The 22213-nt window shown below is 67.6% G+C and carries 19 protein-coding genes and 1 tRNA gene; 11 read left to right on the top strand and 9 right to left on the bottom strand.

Annotated elements, in window-relative coordinates:
• Positions 1 to 4: 4 nt before the first annotated feature.
• Positions 5 to 6700, bottom strand: a complete 6696-nt coding sequence (locus tag H5J31_RS03320) for a LamG domain-containing protein (RefSeq protein WP_236004653.1) — start codon at positions 6698 to 6700, stop codon at positions 5 to 7.
• 587 nt (positions 6701 to 7287) lie between these two features.
• Between H5J31_RS03320 and H5J31_RS03325 the strand changes: the two genes are divergently transcribed.
• From H5J31_RS03325 to H5J31_RS03335, 3 genes are all read left to right on the top strand, one after another.
• Complete coding sequence (locus H5J31_RS03325; RefSeq protein ID WP_181770928.1) at positions 7288 to 7584, top strand: hypothetical protein; 297 nt, start codon at positions 7288 to 7290, stop codon at positions 7582 to 7584.
• Positions 7585 to 8117: 533 nt separating this feature from the next.
• Positions 8118 to 8408: a DUF6881 domain-containing protein gene (locus H5J31_RS03330; RefSeq protein ID WP_236004632.1), complete on the top strand. Its 291-nt coding sequence runs from the start codon at positions 8118 to 8120 to the stop codon at positions 8406 to 8408.
• Positions 8409 to 8547: 139 nt separating this feature from the next.
• Complete coding sequence (locus H5J31_RS03335; RefSeq protein ID WP_181770929.1) at positions 8548 to 9183, top strand: hypothetical protein; 636 nt, start codon at positions 8548 to 8550, stop codon at positions 9181 to 9183.
• Positions 9184 to 10313: 1130 nt separating this feature from the next.
• Here H5J31_RS03335 and H5J31_RS03340 read toward each other — a convergent pair.
• Positions 10314 to 10387, bottom strand: a tRNA-Leu gene (locus H5J31_RS03340).
• 173 nt (positions 10388 to 10560) lie between these two features.
• Between H5J31_RS03340 and H5J31_RS03345 the strand changes: the two genes are divergently transcribed.
• Positions 10561 to 11175 (top strand): ANTAR domain-containing response regulator, encoded by a 615-nt coding sequence (locus H5J31_RS03345; protein WP_181770930.1) that lies wholly within the window; start codon positions 10561 to 10563, stop codon positions 11173 to 11175.
• Between the two features lie 78 nt (positions 11176 to 11253).
• On the opposite strand, the gene H5J31_RS03350 is transcribed toward H5J31_RS03345, so the two are convergent.
• Genes H5J31_RS03350 through H5J31_RS03365 form a run of 4 tightly spaced genes read right to left on the bottom strand, consistent with a single transcriptional unit; the run spans position 11254 to position 16248 of the window.
• Complete coding sequence (locus H5J31_RS03350; protein ID WP_181770931.1) at positions 11254 to 12465, bottom strand: alkaline phosphatase; 1212 nt, start codon at positions 12463 to 12465, stop codon at positions 11254 to 11256.
• Between the two features lie 57 nt (positions 12466 to 12522).
• Positions 12523 to 13185, bottom strand: a complete 663-nt coding sequence (locus H5J31_RS03355) for a response regulator (RefSeq protein WP_181770932.1) — start codon at positions 13183 to 13185, stop codon at positions 12523 to 12525.
• On the bottom strand, positions 13182 to 14768 hold the full coding sequence (locus H5J31_RS03360) for a histidine kinase (protein ID WP_181770933.1): 1587 nt from the start codon (positions 14766 to 14768) through the stop codon (positions 13182 to 13184). The genes H5J31_RS03355 and H5J31_RS03360 overlap by 4 nt, the downstream gene beginning before the upstream one ends.
• A gap of 43 nt (positions 14769 to 14811) precedes the next feature.
• Positions 14812 to 16248, bottom strand: coding sequence for an alpha/beta hydrolase (locus tag H5J31_RS03365; RefSeq protein ID WP_181770934.1), 1437 nt, complete (start codon positions 16246 to 16248; stop codon positions 14812 to 14814).
• Between the two features lie 305 nt (positions 16249 to 16553).
• On the opposite strand from H5J31_RS03365, the gene H5J31_RS03370 reads away from it, so the two are divergent.
• The 7 genes from H5J31_RS03370 (at position 16554) to H5J31_RS03400 (ending at position 20204) form a co-directional block, all read left to right on the top strand.
• On the top strand, positions 16554 to 17030 hold the full coding sequence (locus tag H5J31_RS03370; RefSeq protein WP_181770935.1) for an Asp23/Gls24 family envelope stress response protein: 477 nt from the start codon (positions 16554 to 16556) through the stop codon (positions 17028 to 17030).
• 41 nt (positions 17031 to 17071) lie between these two features.
• Complete coding sequence (locus tag H5J31_RS03375) at positions 17072 to 17248, top strand: hypothetical protein (protein ID WP_181770936.1); 177 nt, start codon at positions 17072 to 17074, stop codon at positions 17246 to 17248.
• Positions 17249 to 17253: 5 nt separating this feature from the next.
• On the top strand, positions 17254 to 17640 hold the full coding sequence (locus H5J31_RS03380) for an Asp23/Gls24 family envelope stress response protein (protein WP_181770937.1): 387 nt from the start codon (positions 17254 to 17256) through the stop codon (positions 17638 to 17640).
• Positions 17637 to 18164 carry a DUF6286 domain-containing protein gene (locus H5J31_RS03385; protein WP_181770938.1) on the top strand — a complete coding sequence of 176 codons (528 nt, stop codon included), beginning with the start codon at positions 17637 to 17639 and terminating at the stop codon, positions 18162 to 18164. Before H5J31_RS03380 ends, H5J31_RS03385 begins: the two co-directional genes overlap by 4 nt.
• Entirely contained in the window at positions 18161 to 18727 is a 567-nt protein-coding gene (locus tag H5J31_RS03390) for an Asp23/Gls24 family envelope stress response protein (RefSeq protein WP_181770939.1), read from the top strand. Before H5J31_RS03385 ends, H5J31_RS03390 begins: the two co-directional genes overlap by 4 nt.
• 75 nt (positions 18728 to 18802) lie before the next feature.
• Entirely contained in the window at positions 18803 to 19240 is a 438-nt protein-coding gene (locus H5J31_RS03395; RefSeq protein ID WP_181770940.1) for an ATP-binding protein, read from the top strand.
• Positions 19241 to 19268: 28 nt separating this feature from the next.
• Positions 19269 to 20204 carry an SDR family NAD(P)-dependent oxidoreductase gene (locus tag H5J31_RS03400; RefSeq protein ID WP_181770941.1) on the top strand — a complete coding sequence of 312 codons (936 nt, stop codon included), beginning with the start codon at positions 19269 to 19271 and terminating at the stop codon, positions 20202 to 20204.
• Between the two features lie 9 nt (positions 20205 to 20213).
• On the opposite strand, the gene H5J31_RS03405 is transcribed toward H5J31_RS03400, so the two are convergent.
• The 3 genes from H5J31_RS03405 to H5J31_RS03415 all read right to left on the bottom strand — a co-directional run bounded on the left by H5J31_RS03405 (position 20214) and on the right by H5J31_RS03415 (position 22131).
• On the bottom strand, positions 20214 to 20936 hold the full coding sequence (locus H5J31_RS03405) for an anti-sigma factor (RefSeq protein ID WP_181770942.1): 723 nt from the start codon (positions 20934 to 20936) through the stop codon (positions 20214 to 20216).
• Positions 20933 to 21529, bottom strand: coding sequence for an ECF RNA polymerase sigma factor SigK (gene sigK / locus H5J31_RS03410; protein ID WP_181770943.1), 597 nt, complete (start codon positions 21527 to 21529; stop codon positions 20933 to 20935). The genes H5J31_RS03405 and sigK overlap by 4 nt, the downstream gene beginning before the upstream one ends.
• Before the next feature lie 128 nt (positions 21530 to 21657).
• A complete protein-coding gene (locus H5J31_RS03415; protein WP_181770944.1) occupies positions 21658 to 22131 on the bottom strand; it encodes a MarR family winged helix-turn-helix transcriptional regulator in 474 nt (157 codons plus the stop codon).
• Positions 22132 to 22213 lie beyond the last annotated feature (82 nt).

Consider the following 22213-nt stretch of genomic DNA (forward strand, 5'->3'; position numbering starts at 1 on the left):
GGGGCTATCCGCCGCCGGCCCCTGCTGGCGGTGTTGGTTCGCGCCCTGCCGTGGTTCCGCTGCTCGATGCGGCGAAGACGGGCTCGGCCTGGGGAAGCTTCGTGACGACATAGCCGAGCAAGCGATCGTTGCCCATAGCGCCGCAGTTGTCGCTGGTGTTGGTCATCGACTCGATATTCGCGCTACCGCAGCGGTAGAGCATCTGAACGTCCGGACCGTCCGGTCGCTGCGTCCATAGTTGGCCGAGCGGCCCGATGGCGTTCTTGCCCTCACAGTTCGAGTCGAGTGACACGAACTGGTCGGCATCGTTCACGCATGCGGTCAGGGGCTGAGTACCTGTGGCCGGGAGCAGTGACAGATAGCCGTGCCGGAACTCGGCGTAGTACCCGGGCCGGGCGGCTTGTGTGGTGCTGAGGTGGTCGTAGGCGGCGTTGTTGTAGTACCGCACGAGCGGTGCGTAGGCGAGGGTGTAACCGAGGAGTGATTCCTGGGTCGCTCCCCCGCAGCCGGCCTGGCGGCTGTCGAAATGCCCGCTTGACGAGGTGCACCGGTAGACCGGGATCGTGGGAATGTTGGTCGGCTGCTGGGTGTAGACGGAGCCGATCTCACCGAGCTTGGTCTTACCCTCACAGGCGGCGTCAGTCGAGGTGAAGAAGTCCGCACCGGATTGGCAGGAGTACAGCACCCGCGTGTTGGGCTGCGCGCCGTCGACCAGCATGCCCAGGCTTTCCTCGAACCGGTAACCGGCCGCGGGTGTGGCGCTCGTACTCGCGGTCCGCTTGCGTCCTGTCCCGTCGACGTAGCTGCCCAACTGGCCGCCATCGGGTGCGGGAAAGCTGCCGTAGGTTTTGATCGTTGCGTCGGAGGCCATACCGTAGTGGGCGTAGACCTCGTCGATCATCCCTGGAAAGAAGTCCACCGGCTTGCCGTTGGTCTTGCCGCGGCCGAGGGCGAAGGCCCCGTTCGCCTGCCAGAGGACGACACCGTCCTTCTTGCCAGCGAACTGCCCGTCGACATAAAGCCGCAGCTGGTGGGCCGCCTGGTCGTAAATCCCGGTGAGGTGTGTCCACCGGTTCACGACCGCGGGATCGAACGAGCTGACGTAGGAGACCGGTGACGCGTCGACGTCCTGTGCGGTCGCGCCGAACGTCCACCGTCCGGCTTCCGGCCGGTACTGGAGGGTGAAGCCGCTCATCCGCACACCGTCCTGCGAGAGAACGGTCGCGATCTGATCGGTGCGGGCGAGGTTGGCCCAGGCGGACACGGTGAAGCTGTCCTGCATGGCCAATCCCCGCTCCGGCGCGGTGGCCTGCCCGTCAGTGCCGTTCAGCTTGAGCGCGGTACCGCTCACACCCGGCGCGAAGGACGCGCCGCCGGTCGGGACAACAGCGTTGCCGCGCCAGCTGTAGTCCTTGCCGGTGCCGTTGTCGAACCGCCAGGCGCCACCGTCACCCCGGGGGGTGTCGTCGTGCACCTTGCGCACTTCGGCGTCGGTGAGTGCTCGCGAGAAGACCCGCGTGTCGTCGATTCCTTGCGGAAAGAAGCCGGCGTTCCCGCCGTTCCACCACGCTCTGCCGATCGAGAAGACACCGGCCGACGGAATCGTCGTGACTCCCACCTGGACCGCGCTTTGCACACCATCGACGTACAGCTTCAGTTGCCGGAACTGAGCGTCATACACCACGGCCAGGTGCGTCCACTGGTACGCCTGCGGAGCCTGGCCTGCCCACAGCGCGACAATCGGGGGGTTGTCCTTGTCCTCACTGGGTACGACGACACGCCACTTCTTCGCGCCCCCGTCGTATTGGACCTGGAACGCGCTGACCCGAGCACCGTCCTGCCCGAACACCGAGTAGTAGCCGCCGTCGGTCTTCGTCAGCTGAACCCAGGCCGCGGCGGAGAAGCTCTTCGCGGTATCCAGTACCGGGCCAGCGGTCTGCGCGTAGCCGGTGGCCCCGTCCAGACGCAACCCCGGTGTGTTCTTCCCGCCGCCCCACCCGGCACCGTTCTTCAACGCCACGGTCGATCCACGGCCACTCGCGTCCATGGCCATCTGCCCGGCGTTCTCGTCGAACCGCCAGTGCCCCGCGTCCGCGACCGGCAACGTAGCGGTACCGCCGTCAACAGCGGGATACGACTTGTACAGGCTCGACACCCGGTCCCTGTCAAGCGCTGTCGTGTAGAGGCGGACATCGTCGACCCTGCCGGTCCAGAACTGGCTCGGCTTGTCCGCGGTCAGGCCACGGCCGACCTGAGTGGCTCCGGACGCCTGCCAGCGCGCGTTCAACGTTCCATCCCCAACGCGCTTTCCGTTGACGTAGAGCCAGGTCTTCTTGGTCTGACGGTCATAGGCACCGGCCAGATGCACCCACGTGTTGATTTCAGCCGGCAAAGTGGACACAGCTGCGTTGGTGACCGGGGCCGCATCCGAGTCGGATTCCGCCATCTCGAACACCCACTTGCCACAGGCGTTCGGATTCTCGAAGACTCCATCGAAGCAGGTCGCGTTCATCTCGTCGGCGACGTGCCCGAGCCGGAACTTACTGGTCCGATCGCCATCGATGCTCAGAGCCGTGAGCTTGGAGACGATGTCGGACTTGCGGTCCATGTAGACCCACGCCGAGACACTGAAGCTCTCGTCCGTGCGCAGGTCGACGCCGGTGGTACCGACAGCGCCGGTTTTTCCGTCGAACTGGACGGCGTTTCCGACCCTGCCGGGCGCGAACTGTGTCCCGGGTTCGAGTGTTCCGGTGCGGGCGCCGGTGGAGTCGGCGACCTTGGTGCCGCTGGATTCGTCGAGCTGCCAGTTGTGCACCAGCGTGAGGTCCTGGCCGGACATCGTGCGGATCTCGTCGGTGAACAAGGTGCGGCTGTAGACCTTGACGTCGTCGACCGCACCACCGAAAGCGTCCAGCCAGGTAGCGGCCCATTTGCCGCGACCGATGTCGAACTCAGTGGTCGCGTTCCAACGCGCCGTGAACGTCGCGGTCCCGGACAGGGTGCCGTTCACATACAGCTGCATCTCGCCGGAGTTGCTGTCGTAGCTCGCGGCCAGATGCGTCCAGACACCGGTCTGGACCGGCTGCGCCGAGCGCGCGCGAACGACAGAGTTCGGTGCGGTGCTGTCGGGGCCGTGCATCGCGAACGCCCACCGGTCATCGGCAGCGCCGGTGTAGCCGATGTTGAACGCGGACACGTTCTGCCCGCTCTGACTCACCACAGCACCCCAGCCAGGGGTTTTGTTGGTCATCTTCACCCAAGCGGCGACTGAGAAGCTCATGCTGCTGTCGATCGGCGCGGGTGCGCTGACGTGATCGTCGATGCCGTCCAGGTTCACCGCGAGATCGGTCTGGTCGGAGTAACTGGTTTGCCCGGCGACCCACTGGGCGCCGTTCTTCGCGGTGCCGTGTTTCGTCATGCCCGACGTGTCCTGCGCGTCGCCGTCGAGCTTCCAGGTGGCGGCGGTGACGTTGTTCTGGGCGACGATGCCCTGGATCTCCGCGACGTCGAGCGCGCGGCTGTAGGCACGCACCTCGTCGATCCCACCGGACCAGTAACCGAGCGGCGTCCCGTGCTTCCCCCGCCCGATGGCGAAGGACCCAGCGGCGTGCCACGGTGACGCCGGAGCCGGGACGCTCGCCACCTGCTTCCCATTGACCGCAAGCGTCAAGGTCTTGGCCGTTGCGTTGTACACGCCGGCCAGGTGTGTCCACGGCACGGTCTGCACCGTGTTCGCCACGGACCTGACCTCCACCGCCGTGCCACCGGTGGCGTCACCCGGGTTCACGCCGAAGACCCAGGAACCGTTGTTCTGCTTGAGGTAGAAACCGCTCACCGCCGTGCCGTCCTGGGACACGGCGGTCATGTCCCCGAGCTTGTCCGGTCGCACCCAGGCGGTGATCGCGTAACTCTGATCGGTCCTTACCACCGGCCCCGACGTGGCCGCGAATCCCTTGACCCCGTCGAAGGTGGCCGCACCGTTGACCGCGCCCTGGGGAGCGAACCTGGCGCCCGGCTGGAGCACCGCCATCTCACCGCCCGAGGCGGCGTTGCGTGCGGTCGTCCCGTCCGCGTCGTCGAGATTCCAGTAGCCCGCGGTGACGTTGTCCCGCGTGACCGCGGACTTGACCTCGGCATCGGTCAGCACCCGGTCATAGGTGCGGATCTCGTCAACCGAACCGGCCAGGTAGTCCTTCCCGACGCTGTTGACGATGGCGCGACCGACCGCGAACTCATGAGTCGCGGGCCACGGGGACTTCCATGCCGCACTGCCTTGGAGGTCACCGTTGACATACAGCCGGATCTGCTGTGCCCCGGAGTCGTAGACACCAGCGAGGTGAGTCCAGGTGTTCGTCTGCGCCGTGGTGAGCGACGACACCGTCGTCAGCGCCGTAGCCGGGTCGTTTCCAGGCCGGAACTCCAACGCCCAGCGATCGGTCGCGATGCCAGTGTGCCCGAGCTTCACCATCGCCGTTGTCGACGCGTTCTGGCTCAGCAGTGTTGACCAGCCCGGTTTCTTTTCCGCGAGGTTGACCCAGCCCGAAAAGGAGAAACTCGGGTATGTGCTCGCCGAGACCGGTGCCGTCACGTAGTCGTCGACGCCGTCCAGCTTGAGACCTGACCCGGTACTGCCCGGCACATAAACGGGCCCACCGTTCAGTGTCGCATCGCGGAACCCGAGCGTGGCGGTGTCCTTCGTGTTGCCTTCCAACGACCACTGCGCCAGCGGTCCGTTACCCGCCCGCACATAGAAATGGTGTACCCGCGTCGGGCTGGGATTCCCGGCACGGTCGACACTCTGCACGAACAGATCCCGCGGTCCGTCACCAGGCGGGGTCAACTTCACATAGGCCTTACCGCCTAGGGCGACCGCATCGACCTTCGTCGTTGGCGGATCGGTCCAGCCATAAAGGTAGTGATCGACATCCGTGACCGTGGTCGTTGCATCGCTCGCATCGAACTCGAACACGTCCGGCACACCGACACCACCGTGCCACGCATTGTCCGCTTTGTAGAGGGGCGCTGTCACCGTCGGCTTGTTGCCGATCTTCTGGCGATCGACGATGAACGGACCTGGACCATTCCGCCAATCACCGCCATCCGCGGAATCGTGCCCCCACACCGTCCACGAGACACGCTGCCCGTCGCGTTTCGTTAGATCGACGTCAGTACTGTGATAGGCACCCGATGCCTGGTAGATCGCCGGAGCACGCTGGTCTGGAGCACCACCGTAGATGTTCCACACCGGACGGAGCTGGTCGTTGGCGTCCGGGTCGGACAACCTGCTCAACAGCCGGATGGACGGATCGCCGACATACGGCACACCGTCACACCACCGGCACGGCGCGGGCAGCGGCGGATCGGTCCTCATGTCATACGGCGGGTTCGGCTTCGTGTTGTAGGTGATCTGCAGGATCGTGCTCGGTACGTCGTATTTACGCCACGCGTCGGAATCCGTCTCGGACTTCGCCTGCAGAAAATAGGTCGTCGACCCGCTGGGATTGATGTAAAGACCGACACCGAAACCAACAGGCTGATTACCTGGGCAACTATCCCAGCTACCTGGAACCCAGGAAGTACTGATCTCTTGGCCATTTGGCTGGTTGTTCCAGGTTACCCCCCAGTCGAGATTGCGATCCGCGATGAAGAGCTTGTGCTCGTTCGCACCACAATCCGGACCGTGAACCACAGCGGTGTTGAAATTGACCGTCTTGATTTCCTTGCCGGCCAAGAACGCCGTATCGAACTGGAAGAACGTGCGGGCGAGGTCGATGGCCTGGCATTGAGCCCACGTGCACTTTCCGACCTTCGCCCACGCGTCACCGTCGCCCGTGCCGTTGACATACGGCCGGTCGGGGTGCCCGCGGAATACTTTCGCCCACATGCTCTGTCCCGGCGACCGCATGTCCGGGTCGACCACCACCGGATACCGCGTACTCGGGTCCGCCAGCATCGCGGCATTCGGCGTCAACGTCATCGCGGAGCGATCGACCTTGACCTCGACCGGCGCGCTCGTGCTCTCGCGCCCCCGGGCGTCCCACATCGTGGCGGCCGGCGCGACGAAAACCTTCTGCCCGTCGCCATCGACGGCTTGAACACGACCGCTTCCATCCGAGGTGAGCTGCACGCCTTCCGTCTCGACCACGAGCTTGATCGACGCCAACGCCGGATTGCGTCCCGCCTCCGGAGTCTTGACCACGAAACGCTGGTTGTAGCCCTCCGCTTCTGCCTGCATCTCCAGGTCGACACCAGGCAATACCTCCCTGTACCTCGCCTTGTTGCCCTCGAGTTCAGGCTTCGGCAACGAGCCAGGCCACCGCAACGCGAGACGCTTGCCCTCACGCGAGAACCGAACCAGCGGCCCCTCACCACCGGCGGAGAACGCCACGTCGGCCACGGCCGCTTTCGGCTTGATCGTGCCGTCCGGCACGGAGGTCAGCGCCGTGTCGATGGGTACCCAGCCGTCACCCTTGCGGACCCGCACGGGCTGCGGCGACAACTGCGCCGTCAGCGTCCCGTCCGGGTTCGCCAGCACCTTCTTCGCCTCAGCGGTCTGGTTCGCCACCCCGACCGGCGTGCCCTGCAACCGGGCCGCCGCGAACGCGCTGGCGGCATCCGGCGCCTCCGCGACGGGAACGACCGGAGCCGGCAGTGAGCTCTTCGGTGAGCTCGCCGTCACCACAACGACGCCGGCCAACATCAGGAACACCATGGGTAACGTGCGCAGCCTGAAGCCGCGCGCCACTGACGGACGCACCATTGGAAAGGACCCCCTCGGCCCGGTCAGCACGCGTCCCCCGACGCCACGCGACCCACAAAGTCATCATGACTCTTCACGATCACTATCGAGTGAAGGAAGACTCCAACAGAGTGAACGATCATGAGCGAGCCAGCTATTTCGTATCAGCCCTTCAGGGCAATCCAAGTCTCAGGCTCAACCAACAACCGGTTGGTACTTTTCTGACTTGCCACTGAATTTGCTGCCCGGTTATAGATGCCATTGCCACGTCTCAATGGGATTGCGACGTCGTCCGAGCGCCAGGGATCGCCGAGACTGTGCGCGCACTGACACCACAGAGACCCACGAGCGCGTCAACGATGACCGTTGTCGGGACGTCTTGCGGAGTCCCTCATCGGGGGTTCCGTAACAGCCCGCCGGCGGCGCACGCTGAGTACGTCCGTCGAAGGAGTGAGCGGTGTGCCATGAAGGTCGATGGTGTGTACAAGCGGTGCGGTTGCCAGGACGATGCGGGCCGGTTACTGGGTAGCCGGTGTCGAGGGTTGACGGTGCGGGGGGCACGAGAGCTGGTACTTCCGGGTGGAGATGCCGCCGTGGCCGAACGGGCGGAGACGACAGATCCGCCGCGGCGGGTTCTCGTCGCAACGGGCGGCACGCCAGCCCACTCCTACCTATGCGATCCGGGCAGGAGCAAACTGTCGGCCGCGGCGATCACGGTCGCGCAGCGGCTGCAGCTCTGGCTCGACACAAGGATCGGGCCGGGTGCGTCGACGTTGCGCAGCTACCGCCAGCACATCCGCGGGTACCTGATCCCATACCTGGGCGACCAGCTGCTCGGCAAGTAGACGAACGCTCAGGTGCAGGCGATGTTCACCGCGATCATCCGGACCCACGGCGCGGCGGGCAGACCGGTCACGCCGGGCACGCTGCAACGCATCCAGGCCACCTTGCGCACGGCGCTGCCAGGCTGGCCACGTCAACTCCGCCGGCGATGATGAGCGCTCCGACATGCCAGGGTTTGGCGAGTTTGCCTTCACCTAGCGCAATGTCAGCCGCAACCATGAGAAGTGCGCCCCAGTATGCGCCCACGGCGAAGGTCCGCTGGCGCAGCGACGTAGGCCGCGGTCGGATCCGGGGCGAAAGCGCGGGGGTTGGCGAGTGCTCACCCGACAAGGTGGCAGAGAACAGCCACCGGATACGTGATCGGTGACGACGTCACTCGATCGCGTGTGGGCGACTCCTGGCAGCGCTCTGCTTTCGGGCACTTGGTGTGAGCTCTTGTTGTCACCCACGGTTCTCGCGACATCTCCGCCCGAACGCGGGTGCGGCTGAATAGACTGCGCGAGAGCGAAGAGCACGGTCAGTACAGGCGGGAGAGATGCGCAAGATGTTGCACCTGCGGGTTGCGTGGCTGCACGACTTCCCCGATGAACCGGTGGAAATCCTCAGCGAGGTCGGCACCGATGGCTACGAGCGTCGGAAGGTGGAGCGCTTTCGAGACGGCCGCATCGGTTGGGCCGACGAAAAATGCGAGGTGGGGGGCACAGGCTTAGGTGAGGTCCCCGTACCACCCCTTGACGAGATCAACGCGCAGCCGGAGTTCGTGGCGACCCGAATCGCTGGCGACGAATTCGAACGGGCATGGACACAAGCGCTCAGTGGGCAGTGATGCCAGCAGCAGGCCCTGTGACAACTATTGATCAAAGGTGACAGATAGTCCTGCCAGGCAAACGGTTGCGCCCAGTACAATTTCGGGAAGGGTTCCCCGTCGGGGGACGCTGCTATACCAAGTCCTGTCGGAGGACCTTATGGCATTGAGCCGTCTTGCCCGCGAATTCGCTGCGGAAATCAGCTACCACGACTGGTCGGACGCACCATTCCGGCTTGACCGCGCAGGTCATCAGCGTGACAACGACGGAATCAACGCGACTCCCGAGCAGCTGACTCCCGAGCAGACTGAGTTCGTTCGAACGAATGTCATGTGGATTGCTGCGCAGGTACTCGGGCACGCGGACCCGAACTTCGACGTGTTCGAGTTCGCGGAGTGGTGCGGGGTCGACACCCGCACCCGATCAGGGCGCCCGCGGTCCGGGCACATCCCCGCAGGGCTGCGCTTCGACGACAACACCACGATGTCACGGCCCGGCGACCCGGAGGCATGGGACGAAGACCCCACTCCCGCAGCACCGGCACCGGTTGACAACCGTCCGGCTCAAGTAGGAACTCCCGCGCAACGGGCACGGAAGTGGCCGATGGACCCGAACACGCCAGGGTTCGTGACGGCACGGAGCCGAAACGTCCACCGCACTACCGAGTGCGTGAAGTACCAGCACTCGGTGAACGTCGCCCGCCAGCGGGGGCGCACCGTGCACCCGCCGGTCTGGACCACGACCGGCGCCGCCCGAGCGAACGAAAAGGGAATCTGTTCGCACTGCTGGTCTTGACGTCTGTGCCCGGCCCCGGCCATTTCAAGCACCCGCGCTGACGAGGGGAACCTAGGATCGCTGACTGGTGAGGCCGCGTACTCAAGTGGCGTCAGTTCTCGCTGCTTGTAGCGGTGAGTGTCGCCGGGTGCGTAGCGGTTCCAGGTGCGGATATGGCCTGACCAGTTGCTTTGATGTCGTGCAGGGAGTGCAGGCAATAGGGCCGGTTTCGTCACGGTCCGTCGTTGGTCGGGTGTGGACCGGGATTTATCGGCACCGGGGCATGCTCCGAACGGGGCTCGCGTGGTGTGGGTCGGCGCCTGGTCTGCGGTGCGAGTATCGCGGGATGTCCGGGTTTACGCGGAATCCAAAGTATTACGGCGATCGGCTGGTGTACGAGGCGCTGCTGACGAGATGGGGCCGGTATCACGCGCGATGCGGGTGCAAGAACAACCGGATCACGCTTCACGCCGAGACGGCCGGGTTCACGGTGGTGCGCCAGGGAAGCGGGTTCGTCGCGCTGGTCGTGCCAGGCCTGACCGAGGACGTCGACGAGCCCGAGCAGCAGGCCGCAGCTGAACGAGCGTCAAAATCGGCACTAGATCGCTCCTGCTCATGGGTAACACCCAGTCCAGGTCTACGACCAGGGCTTTGCTCACCCGCTTGGACTCGAACCAAGAACTCTCCGGTTGGCCGGTTCCAGTCGGTACCCGGTATCCGCCCGACACCGGGTCGTTCGAAGCCAAAGCGACCACGAGTACATCCGACGCCTCGTACGAGATCGAACTTACGAAACACCAACGCGGCGCCGAGTTCTGACTCCATCGGGCATGCCAGCTCTACCTCAAGCGCAAAACACTCCTCGACGCATTGAGCCGAATCGCCGACGACGCCGCCCCAGGCCAAACGAACCCAGACCAAGCGAACCTGCTAGCCGCTCTGCCCTACCTGAAGGCCAACCTGCGCCACGCCCCAGCAGACCTACTACACCGCCTACTGGCCCTGACTCAGCTCACGATCAAAGTCCGCTACCAGAACGACCAAGCAACCATCAAAGCCACGTTACCCGGGGACCTGGACGCGATAACCGCCATCGGCGACGCCACATCACAACGACAATGCCAGGCCAGACCCAATGTGCATCCTGCTTGTGCCCCCGGTGAGATTCGAACTCACACTGGACGGGTTTTGAATCCGTTGCCTCTGCCAGTTGGGCTACGGGGGCGGTGCCTGATGAACTTTACGGGATCACGGCGGCGCGCCTTCCGCCGGGCCCGGGAGTGTGACGACCGTCTGACGTGGTGAACGCCATCTCGCCAACTGGATCGTTCCCGGTAGGCTTCGAGTTCGCGGATCGCCCGCGAGCCGAACTACCCGACGACCTTCAGGAGGACCCCGGTGACCGAGCAGGCTGCCGAGGCCAATGGTGCCGTCGCCGCACCCCAGCGGCGGGTGCTCGTGGCCGAAGACGAGGCGCTCATCCGTCTGGACCTCGTCGAGATGCTCCGCGAAGAGGGCTACGAGGTCGTCGGTGAGGCGGGAGACGGTGAGCAGGCCATCAACCTGGCCACCGAACTGAAGCCTGACCTGGTGATCCTCGATGTCAAAATGCCGAAGCTCGACGGGATCGAGGCGGCGTCCAAGATCACCGGCGACCGGATCGCACCGGTCGTCATCCTGACCGCGTTCAGCCAGCGTGACCTGGTCGAGCGGGCCAGGGAAGCGGGCACGATGGCGTACCTGGTGAAGCCTTTCGCCAAACGTGACCTGGTGCCCGCCATCGAGCTGGCCGTGAGCCGGTTCTCCGAGCTTCAAGCGCTCGAGGCCGAAGTCGCGGGCCTCACCGACCGGTTGGAGACCCGCAAGGTCATCGACCGGGCCAAGGGCCTGCTCATGAGCCGTCAGGGCCTCACCGAACCGGACGCTTTCCGCTGGATACAGCGTACGGCGATGGACCGCCGGACCACGATGAAGGCGGTGGCCGAGGCCGTCGTCGAGAGCATCGGCGGCTGACCGAGTCCAGCATGTCGTGAAGGCCCCCTTTGAGACGGTCACCGTCTCAAAGGGGGCCTTCGTGGCATCTGGGGCGGCTCAGAATCGACCGGCGGCTCGCATCACCTGATAGACGTCGGTGTTCTCCACGGTGCCGCCCAATCGGGCGGAGCCGGGACCTTCGGCGGTGACCGGGGTGTCGGCGCCGGTGTGGTCGTGTGTCGTCCAGTCCACGGCGAACTGCTGCTTCGAGCCTGGGACGTCGAACGGGCCGTCGGGGCCGGTTTCGGAGGCGTCGTAGTTTTCGATGCTCAGGCCACCGGTCTCGTGGTCCCCGCCGATGATCACCAGGGTGTCCGGGTGCGACCGGACGAAGCGCAGGACCTCGGCGATCGTGTCGTCCAGGGCGCGGCCGGCGTCGATGACACCGTGGGCGTTGTTCTCGTGCGACATGCCGTCGGTTCCTTCTTCTTCCAGGAACAGGAAGAAGCCGCGCGGGTTCTTCGCCAGCGTGTCCAGTGCCTTGCGCGCCATCTGTCGCAGCGGGACCCGCGGCGCGTACTTGCCGACGCCGTCCGGCCCGTAGTCGACCATGTCCTCGTTCGCGAACAGGCCGAGGATCCGGTTCGCCCGGGTGGCCTGAAGCTCGGCGCCGTCGCGCACGTACGTGTAGCCCGTTCGCTGCGCGCGTTCGACCAGGTTGCCGTAGGGGCTGCGGCTCTCCTCCCCCGGTTTGTCCGGCCAGAGACCGGGATTCCCCTTCGGGTACCACCAGTCCTCGCCGCCGCCGAGCAGGACGTCCGGGCGACTGTTCTCGATGTACTGCTTCGCGATGTCGCTCTGCGAATCCCGGCTGGGTACGTGCGCCGCGAACGCCGCCGGTGACGCGCCCGTCACCTGTGCGGTGGTGACCAGGCCGGTCGACTTCCCCGCCCGTTTCGCCCGTTCGAGGATCGTTTCCAGCGGTCGGCCGTGGACGTCGACGCCGACAGCTCCGTTGCGTGTCTTGTGGCCGGTCGCGAGCGCGGTGGCGGCCGCGGCGGAATCGGTGACGATCTCGTCGGGATCGTCCGACGCCGTCCGCACGAGACCGGTGACCGCGAGCCCGTCCATCGCCAGCTCGCCACGTTTGCCCTTCAGCGCCAGCCGAAGCAGGTCCCGTTGCCCCAGGCCGAGGCCGTCGCCCTGGATGTAAATGATGTTGCGCGCCACTCGCGCACCGGACCCCGCCGTCGTCGTCTCCGCGACGGCGGCCGAGCCACCGCACAGGACCACCAGAACCGTCGCCGCCGCCAGACCACGTCCGCGCACATCGCCTCCCATTAGTTAGGAACCTTTCCTAACAGAGAACTCGACGGAAGGCGAGGGTCAGTCTCGAAGGACTCCGGCGTCGTGGGCGAGGATCGCGGCCTGAACCCGGTTCGCACAGCCGAGTTTGGCCAGGACGCGGCTGACGTGGATTTTCACCGTCCCACTCGACACCCGCAGATGCCCTGCGATCTCCGCGTTCCCCAGCCCCTGCCCCACCAGCATCAGGACCTCGCGTTCGCGCGCGGTCAGCACGCCGAGCTTGAGCCGGGCCTTCGCTGCGATGTCGGCACTGCCGGCATCGGTGTCGCGGAAGCGGTCGATGACCTGCTTCGCGATCCGGGGCGACAGCACCGCGTCGCCGGTGGCCGCGGCCCGCACCGCCTGGATGAGCTGCGCCGGATCGGTGTCCTTGAGCAGGAATCCGGCCGCTCCCGCACGCAGGGCGCGGGCCACGTAGGCCTCGTCCCCGAACGTGGTGAGCATGATGACGCGAACCCCGGGCGCGATCCGGCCGAGTTCCTCGACGGCGGCGAGCCCGTCCACCCTGGGCATCCTGATGTCCATCAGCACGACGTCCACGGGCACCCGGCGGACGGCGTCGATCGCCTCGGCGCCGTCGGACGCCTCGGCCACGACGTCGATGTCTCCCGCCTGATTCAGCAGAAGTCTCGCACCGGCACGGAGCAGCGGCTCGTCGTCGGCGAGCAGGACCCGGATCATGGCGCCTCCTTCGGGACGGGAAGCTCGAACCAGGTCTTCTCCACCAACCCGGTGTCGCCGAAGCAGAACCGGAAGATCGCTGAGGTTTCGGCATCCGGCGGATCGGCGGCCGACGTGTAGACGCAGTAGGTGTCCTCGGGGATCGGCGGTTCGCGACCGTGCGCGGCGACGTGCGCCGACGGCTCGTTCGGGCCGAACCACGCCTCGACCTCTTCCGGCGTCATCCCGATTCTGACGCTGGCCAGTGGATCTTCGCTGTCGGCGGGAGTGAGCGGCGGGACGAAGGCCAGCGTCGTCAGCAGCATCGCGGCGACGGCGGCCAGCCCGGTCGTCAGCAGAAGTCCGGAAAGGAGCCTGCCCGGACGACGCTCGGGGACGGCGGCCGATGATTCCTCGCCCGCGTCTTCGGCGAGCGGGCCGTCCGCCCGGTGCGGCAGATCGGCGGTGACGGCGAACCCGCCGTCCGTGTCCGGCGCGGCGGTGAACGTGCCACCGAGGAGCCGGACCCGCTCGCGCAGACCCACCAGCCCGCGTCCGGTGCCGGGCAGCCGCTCCCCCGCGACAGGCTCGACTCCGTTGCGCACCAAGATCTTCACCCGGTCGGGACCGTGGTCGACGACGACGGCGGCCGATGCCGCGGCGGCGTGCTTGTGGACGTTGGTCAGCGCTTCCCGCACCACCCGATGGACGGCTCGGCGAACCGGCGGCGGGACGCCGTCGAGGTCGGCCCCATGCCATTCGAGGCTCACGTCGAGTCCCGCGTCGCGCGAGGCTTCCACCAGATCGGCGATATCGGCCTTGGTACCCGCCGCGTCGGTGGCCTCGGCGGGCTCCACCGGTTCCCCGCCCGGGCGCAGGATGCCGAGGGACTGCCGCAGTTCTTCGAGCGCGACCTTGGCGGTCGAACGGACATGCCGCGCGGCCTCACGCAGCTCCGGATCCTTCCCCTCGGAGGCGACCTCCAGTGCGCCCGAGAACATCGTGATCAGGCTGAGCCGGTGCCCGAGCTGGTCGTGCATCTCCTCGGCGATCCGCGAACGTTCCTCCAACCGGGCCCGTTCCCGCGTCACCTGGCGGGCCTCGGCCAGCGTCGTGGCGCGGTCCCGCAACGCCACGACCAGCCGCGCCTGCTGCGCCTGCATCGCACCGGTCAACGCGGGCAGGACGAGGCAGGACACCGTCGACACGGCGATCACCACGAGGACGTACTGCCAGCGGAAAGCGGGCTGGGTGATCAGCACGACCGCGGCCGGGAGCAACGCCGCGACGCCGAACAGCGGCCACCGCCGCCCCCGAACACCCGCCGTATGGGCGACGACCGCGAGGGCGACACCAGTGGCGGGGAACAGCCCGAACAGCACCGTCGCGACGAGCAGCGCGGACGCCGGGAACCACCGGCGCGCCAGCATCAGGCCTGCCGCGCAGGCGATCACGGCGGCCAGCACCGGCACCGACGGATAGAGCAGTTCCGGCCAGCCCCAAGCGGGCAGCAGGTCACTCAGGAAGACCGTCACGCTCGCGACGAATCCGGTCAGGAGCAGCTCGGCGGATACGGTGACGAGCCGCCGGTCCATCATCCTCATGCTCCCGTCCCTCGGCCTGCGCACAGCATCACACGGCCCCGGATCAGCCACCTGTCCCGGTGGCGCAGCGAGCAGGCGTCGCGGGCAGGGTCAGATCGACCAGGTACCGGCTGACAGCGGCGTCCACACAGGACGAAGTGCCGCCGTAGACGGCGTGCCCGATGTCCTCATTGGACAGCAGCACGGCCGATCGCAGGCTTCCCGCCAGATGCTGGGCCCAGTCATAGGGCGTCGCGGCGTCCCGCGTGGTCCCGACCAGCAGGATCGGCGGCGCGCCGTCCGCGTGAACCGTCCTGGCCGGAGTGGTCGCGGTGGGCAGGAAGGCACACCCGAGCGCCTCGATGCCGGACGAGAGCCGGGAAACCCGGCGGAGCTCCCGGGCCGCCTCCTCGTAGGGAGCCAGATCGGCGGGATGCGGGCGGTCGAGGCAGTTGACGACGGTGAGCGCGTCGGTCGTGTCGGTCGACTCCTCCGGCGCGTCGGAGGGTTCGCCGTCCGACCTCCCGTCCGCGGGGGCATCGGCACCGAGCAGGATTCCGGACAGTTCGGCCCAGTCGGCGGGGAAGGTGAGTTTCCCGGAGATCGCCTCGCGGAGCGATGCTCCGTCGCCCTCTTTGTCCGCTTTCGCCAGAACACGATCGACGGTGGCGAGGATTTCGGTCTCGTCCCGGCCGGGGCACGGCTTGTCCGTCCTGGTGGCGCACTGCTTCGCGTAGGCGTGCAGCGTCTCCTCGACGCTCTTAGCCTGCTCGACGGTGTCGTTTCGCCAGTCGAGATAGGTGTTGTCGACGCCGTCGAGCACCATGGCGCGAATCTTCTTCGGGAACCGTTCGGCGTACAACTGCCCGATCCTGGTCCCGTAGGAGAAGCCGACGTAGGTCAGTTTCTCTTGGCCGGTGGCCACCCGCAGCACGTCGAGGTCGCTGACGATGTCGTCGGTTCCCAGGTGCGGGAGCACTTCCCGCCCCGTGTCCCGTAGGCACGCCTCGGCGTACTGGCGCGTTCGCGGGACCTCGGCACCGATCAGCGGCAGGCCTTCGGGTGCCTTTTCGGTCGGTTCGCCTTCGGTCTCGCAGGTGAGCCGGGGTTCGCTCCCGCCGATGCCCCGCGGATCGAACCCGACGAGGTCGAACCGTTCCCGGACCGAGGCGGGCCAGGTCCCGGCGATGTCCTTCACCATGGCGACGCCGGATTGGCCGGGCCCACCGGCGCCGGCGACGAGCGTGCCGAGTCGTCCCCCGGGCCTGGTCGCGGCGGCTTTGATCAACGGCACCGTGAACTTCGGCCCGTCCGGCCGCCGGTAGTCCATCGGCACGGTCAGCTTCGCGCATTGCAGAGCCTCGCACGGCTGCCAGTTCACGGTCTGCCGGTAGAACGGCGCCAGGGCGGCGTCGTGCTCCGGTTCGTCCACTTTGGTCGGTGGAGCAGGGCTTCCTTGCGACGTCGCGCATCCGGCGACCAGCGCGACGGACAGCGCCACGCCTGACCACCACGACCGACGGGGACTCACTCGGCACTCCTGTGTTCGGGGAATTTCCGGTCTCTGAACTCGACACAGCCAACACCTTCGCCCCCTCCGCGCACGACCCTCGACAGACTGAAGAAACCGAGCCGAAGTGGGTACTGGGGACTATCCCGAAAGACATACCCACGAACGATGAGATCCAGACCACACGATCGGGTCGTGACGATCTTGTCCCGGCTGGGTCTATGGGGTGTGGGAGCGAAACGGGAAACCCCGGGAACTTCCCCGACAGCAACGGAATCCGACTCGAGGAGAGTGCGATGACCACCGCCACCACCCCCAAGGCCAACTCGAACTCCGCCGCCCCCGCCGCCGCGGACAACAACAGCACCAGCGCGCTGGCCTCTCCGCAGGGCGTGACCACGATCGCCGACACCGTCGTGCAGAAGGTCGCGGGCCTCGCGACCCGTGAGATCTCCGGCGTCCACGCGCTGGGCGGCGGCGCCGCGCGGGCGTTCAACGCGCTGCGCGAGCGCATCCCGGGCGCCACCGCGTCCGCCGGACAGGGCGTCTCCGTCGAGGTCGGCGAGCGCCAGGCCGCCGTCGACCTGCAGATCGTCGTCGAATACGGCGTCGCGATCGCGGATCTGGCCAAGTCGGTGCGCCGCAACGTGATCGGCGCCGTCGAGCAGATGACCGGACTCGAGGTCGTCGAGGTCAACATCAACGTGTCCGACGTCCACATCCCGGGCGACGACGACACCGAGGAAAGCACCGAATCCGGCCGAGTCCAGTGACCACCGGCGCCGGTCCGCGCCCCACAGCAAGGAGAACGCTCATGAATGCCACCCATCTCGGCCTGTTGACCGGTCTCGTGCTCGGCGTGGCCGGCGCGTTCGGCGGGTTCGGCGCCTTCGTCGTCGTCCTCGTCCTCGCCGCCCTCGGTCTGCTGGTCGGCCGGTTCCTCGACGGCAAGCTCGACCTTTCGGCCCTGGCCGGCCGCGACAGGGGCTGACCGCCATGACGACCATGACCCCCGCCGCGCCGGATACGGACGGGCGCGGCGGGCTGACCGTGGCGAGCGGCGCCGTCGAGCGGATCGCCGCACAGGCGATCACCGAACTCGACGGTCTCGGCGGCGCGGCTTCGCGGGTGCTCGGGATCGCGGTCGGCGGTGAAGACCCCGACCAGGGCGCCAAGGTCAGCGCGAACGTCACCGGCGGGACGGCCACTTTGGACGTCCGGCTCTCGGTGAAGTACCCGCTTTCGGTCCGTGCCACCACGGAAACCGCGCGGGAACATCTGATCCGCCGTGTCGGCGAGCTCTCGGGCCTGACCGTCACGCGGGTCGGCATCACGGTCACGGCCCTGCACACCGCGGAGCCCGAAACGAGGAGGGTCCGATGAAACGGCGCCCCCGCCGTAGCGTCCCGGCAGTGCTCGTCGCCCTCGTGGTGCTGGCCGGCTGCGTTCTGGCCGCCGCCGTCGCGGTCCAGGTGATCATCGGGGAGAAGCCGTGGATCAGCTACGACGCCGTCGCGTCCGCGCTGCACGGGACCCGGTGGAGTGACCCGCTTCCCGCGATCGTGGGCGGTGGTGTCGCCCTGATCGGGCTGTTCCTGTTCGTCAGCGCGATCGTCCCGGGGAGGCCGACCGTGCTGCCGCTGGCAGGCGGACCGGATTCCGGTGCCTCCCGGCGCAGCTACCGTTCCACCCTCCGGACCGCGGCGTCCACTGTGGACGGCGTCTCGGGAGCGAAGCTGAAGGTCAAGCGGCACAAGGTCGTCTCGGTGGTGACCACCGGCCGGACGAACACCGCCGGTCTCGCCGACGCCGTCCGCGCCGCCATCGAGCACCGCCTCGCGCAGATCGGCCCCGCCACCGTCCCGGCCGTGCGGGTCCGTGTCAAGGCCACCAGGAGCGCGTCATGACCGACCTCAACCGTCCCGCACGCCTGAACCGCACCCTGCTGGTGCTGACCGGGCTGGTGCTGCTCGCCGGTGGTCTCTTCGCCGTCGGCACCCATTTCGGCAGGATTCCCCTCCTCGAGGCCGACACCGCGCTCGTGCCCGGCACGGCGATGCCGCCCGGGTGGGCCTGGTACGCCGTGGCCGGGGGCGCGCTGGTCGTCGGACTGCTGACGCTGCGCTGGCTCATCGCGCAGCCCGTCCGCAAACCGAAGTCCCGCACCTGGCGGTTCGACCAGGACACGGGTCAGACTGCGCTCGCCGCGAGCACGGCGGTGGAGCCGTTCACCGCCGAGGTCGGGGCCTATCCCGGCGTCCACGCCGCGCACGCCACGCTCGGCGGCACCCAGGACGCGCCGGTGCTGGCCGTGGTGCTGAGCGCCGAGCAGGACGGCGATCTCGCCGCCATCCGCGAACGCGTCACCGGGGAGGGCCTGCCGCGGCTGCGTCAGGCGCTGGACCTCGAAGAACTCCCGATGACCATCGAATTCCGCTTCTCCGCCAAGACCGGTCCCCGCCTCCAGTAGGCGATCACACCCGTCCGTGGCCCCGTCGGCGCCGAACACCCGGTGAGAGGTGTTCGGCGAGGGGAGCTGGGTGCGGTGAGTGGCGGACACGCGAATCTGGACGCGGAGCTCGAACGGTTGTGCCGCCGGGTCGCGGGCGCCGCGGAAGTCACACTGGACCTGCGGAATCGTCCCGATCTACGCCATGTCCGCTCCGTGGTCGCCGAGCACATCGGCTTCGGCAGGCGCGAGAACGAACCGCTCGGCCCCCTGCTCCTGGTGGTCGACGAACTGGTCAGCAACGCCTACCGGCACACCATCGGACCGGGTGAACTCCGGATCGAGCGGCGCCTGCACGGCCTGATGGTCGAGGTCTCCGACGATGATCCGGATCTGGACCCCCTGTGCTCCGACCAGGCGCACTACGGGCTCAGGTTGGTGGGCCAGCTTTCACTCGATTGGGGTTTCCGGACCGAGCGGACCGGGAAAGCGGTGTGGGCACTGGTTCCCGTTCCGCTGTACTACGAGCGATGAACCGCCGTACCGAGCAGAGGAGTACCGCATGTCCGCCGTGACCCGGGCCGCCGACACCGCGCTCGACCGGAGCCTGCTCGGGTACAGCAGCCTCGGGCACCTCCTGCGGCGGCACTGGTGGCCTGAAGACCCGGCACCGGACGCCCTCGCGGGCAAGGTCGCCGTGGTGACCGGAGCGAAGGCCGGGCTGGGCAAGGCGACCGCCATCGGCCTGGCGAAACTGGGCGCCACCGTCCGGATCGCGGTCCGGGGCGACGGTGAGGCCGCCCGCGCCGAGATCGAACGCGCCGCGCCCGCCGGAAACGTCGTCGTCGACCAGTGCGACATCAGCCTGATCTCGTCCGTTCGCGATTACGCCAAGGAACTCGACGGCGAGGTGGACGTCCTCGTGCACAACGCCGGCGTGATGCCCTCGGAGCGTCGCGAAACGGCCGAGGGCAACGAAGTCATGCTGGCCACACATGTCCTCGGCCCGCATCTGCTGACCGAATTGCTGCGGCCGAAGTTCGCCGACGGCGCGCGGGTGATCTGGGTCAGCTCCGGCGGCATGTACGGCCAGCCGCTGCGCACCGACGATCTCCAATACCGGCAAGGCGAATACAAACCGGCCGCCGGGTACGCGCGCACCAAACGCATGCAGGTGATCCTCGCCGAACTCTGGGCGGACGAACTGGACGGCTCCGGGGTCACGGTGCACTCCGCGCATCCGGGCTGGGCGGACACCCCCGGCGTCGCGACCTCCCTGCCGACGTTCCGCAAACTGACCCGGCTGATCCTGCGCGACGCCGAGCAGGGCGCGGACACCTTCGTCTGGCTCGCCGCGGCCGAAGAACCGGGCCGGTACAACGGGATGTTCTGGCACGACCGGGTCCAGCGGCCGACGTACTACCTCGGAAAGAACCGGGAAACCGCCACGCAGCGCCAGGAACTCTGGCAGGCCTGCGGGCGGCTCACCGGGCTCTAAGGCCGTGTCCTAGGCCAGATCGATCATCGCGACCGCCGGGGTGGACGGCGTCCGCGAGCCGCCCATGGGTTCGGCGGTGATGCCGACCCGGTCGATGCCCGCGGGCAGGTCCGTCATCATCGGCCGGGTCCGATGCGGACCGTCCTCGGCCAGCAGCCCGGCCGAGTGCACACCACTCGCCCCGATGAGCCAGACCTGGTAGACGCGGCCGGGTGCCAGCGGCGGGAGATCACCCGCGAGCAAGACGACCTTGCCCTGGCTCTGCGAAGTCACCACCGTGGGCGCGCCGGGCTTGGCCCCCTTCACCGTCGAGGCGTCGGGTGCGGTGAGCACCGAGTTCACCGCCGCGAGTTGCTGCTGGGCCGGGTCTGCGGCCGGTTCGGTGGTCGTCGTGACCAGGCCGAACACCAGCGCCCCGACCGCGGCGGCCGCGGCACTCCACAAGGCGATCCGCACGGACGGCTTCTTCGTCGGCTCGGCGCGCCGGACCGCCGCGACCAGCGGAGGCCATTGGCGGGTATGGGAAACCGCGGTGAGCGTGGCCTCCCGCAGCCCCGGCGGCGGCGTCGCGGCGAGCGATTTACCCAACCGCGCCGCGGTCTCCCGCAGTTCCTGGACCTCCTGACGGCAGGCGTCGCAGCCCCTCAGATGCCGTTTGAACGCCGCGGCTTCCTCTTCCGGGACGGCGTCCAAGGCATAAGCCCCGGTCAATGTGTGCAGTTCCGCGGTCATTGCCCCACCCCCAAGCAGTCACGCAACCTGATCAGGCCGTCGCGGATGCGGGTCTTCACCGTGCCGGGCGCGGTGTCGAGCACTTCCGCGACCTCCGGGTAGGTGTACCCGTTGTAATAAGCCAGCACGACGGACTCCCGTTGCAGGTCGGTCAGCGCCGAAAGACACTGGCGTACCCGCTGCTGTTCCAGATTGGCGATGGTCGACTCGGCGACCTCGTCGAACGGGCGGCGGAAATCGAGCCTGCCCGCCTTGTCGTCCCGGTCGAGCGCGGCCTGATGCGAGCGCACCCGGTCCACCGCCCGCCGGTGCGCGATGGTCAGCACCCAGGCGAGAGTGCTGCCCTTGCCCGGTTTGAAGCGGGCCGCCGTCCGCCACACCTCCACGAGGACCTCCTGGGTCACCTCCTCGGCGAACGTGCCGTTGCGGACGACCCTGTTCACCACTCCCCACACCGGTCCCGCCACGACGTCGTACAGATCGGCGAACGCCTGCTCGTCCCCGGCCGCGACCCGTTGCATCAGGCTCGACTCGGGTGACTCCGCTCCGGTGCCGCCGTTTTCGCGCAGACTCGTCCGCACACCCTCGACCATCAAGCTGCCTCCACCTCACCCGACGCCCGGATACGCGGTTTCCCGGCGTCTGAGAGGTATTCGGCGCCGACGCCGATCCGGACTGGTCGAGTCCCTCCCGCGTTCAGAAGGGTGAACGCGGGAAGAGGTCAGGGGCGGCCCTGTTCGGCCAGGACGTCGTCCATTGTGGACCTTAGGTGCCGCAAGAAGGCCTCGAAGCGCTCGATCTCCTCCGCCGGGTACTCGGCCACCAGCGCGGCGAGCCCGGAGCTGAACGGGCCGAAGAACTCCCGCGCGGGGCCTTGGATGTCGGGGCCGCTGCGCAGGGTCACCACCCGCCGGTCGGTGTTCTCGCGGGTCCGCACGACGTAGCCGAGGCTCTCCAGCCGGTTCAGCAGGTTCGTGGTCGCGCCGGAGGTCAGCGAGATGCGTTCGCCGAGCCTGGCCGGGGAGAGCGGCGAGCCGGTGTCCTCGGCGTAGAGGATCTCCACCAGCGCGGCGGCGTCGGTGGCGTGCAGGCCGAGCCAGTTCGCGAAGCGGCGGGTGAACTCGGTGTAGTTCGCGCCGAAACTCCGGAGGCCGTCGAGCAGCGACGCGCTCCGCGTCGCGACCTCATCCTCCATCGACCCTCCTCGAGTAAGTGCTTTGACAACCTACCGGCCCCAAATATACCTTCACAGTGAAGCTACTTTCTCATGAAGGAGT

This window comes from Amycolatopsis pittospori (assembly GCF_013870525.1).
GTDB lineage: Bacteria > Actinomycetota > Actinomycetes > Mycobacteriales > Pseudonocardiaceae > Amycolatopsis > Amycolatopsis pittospori.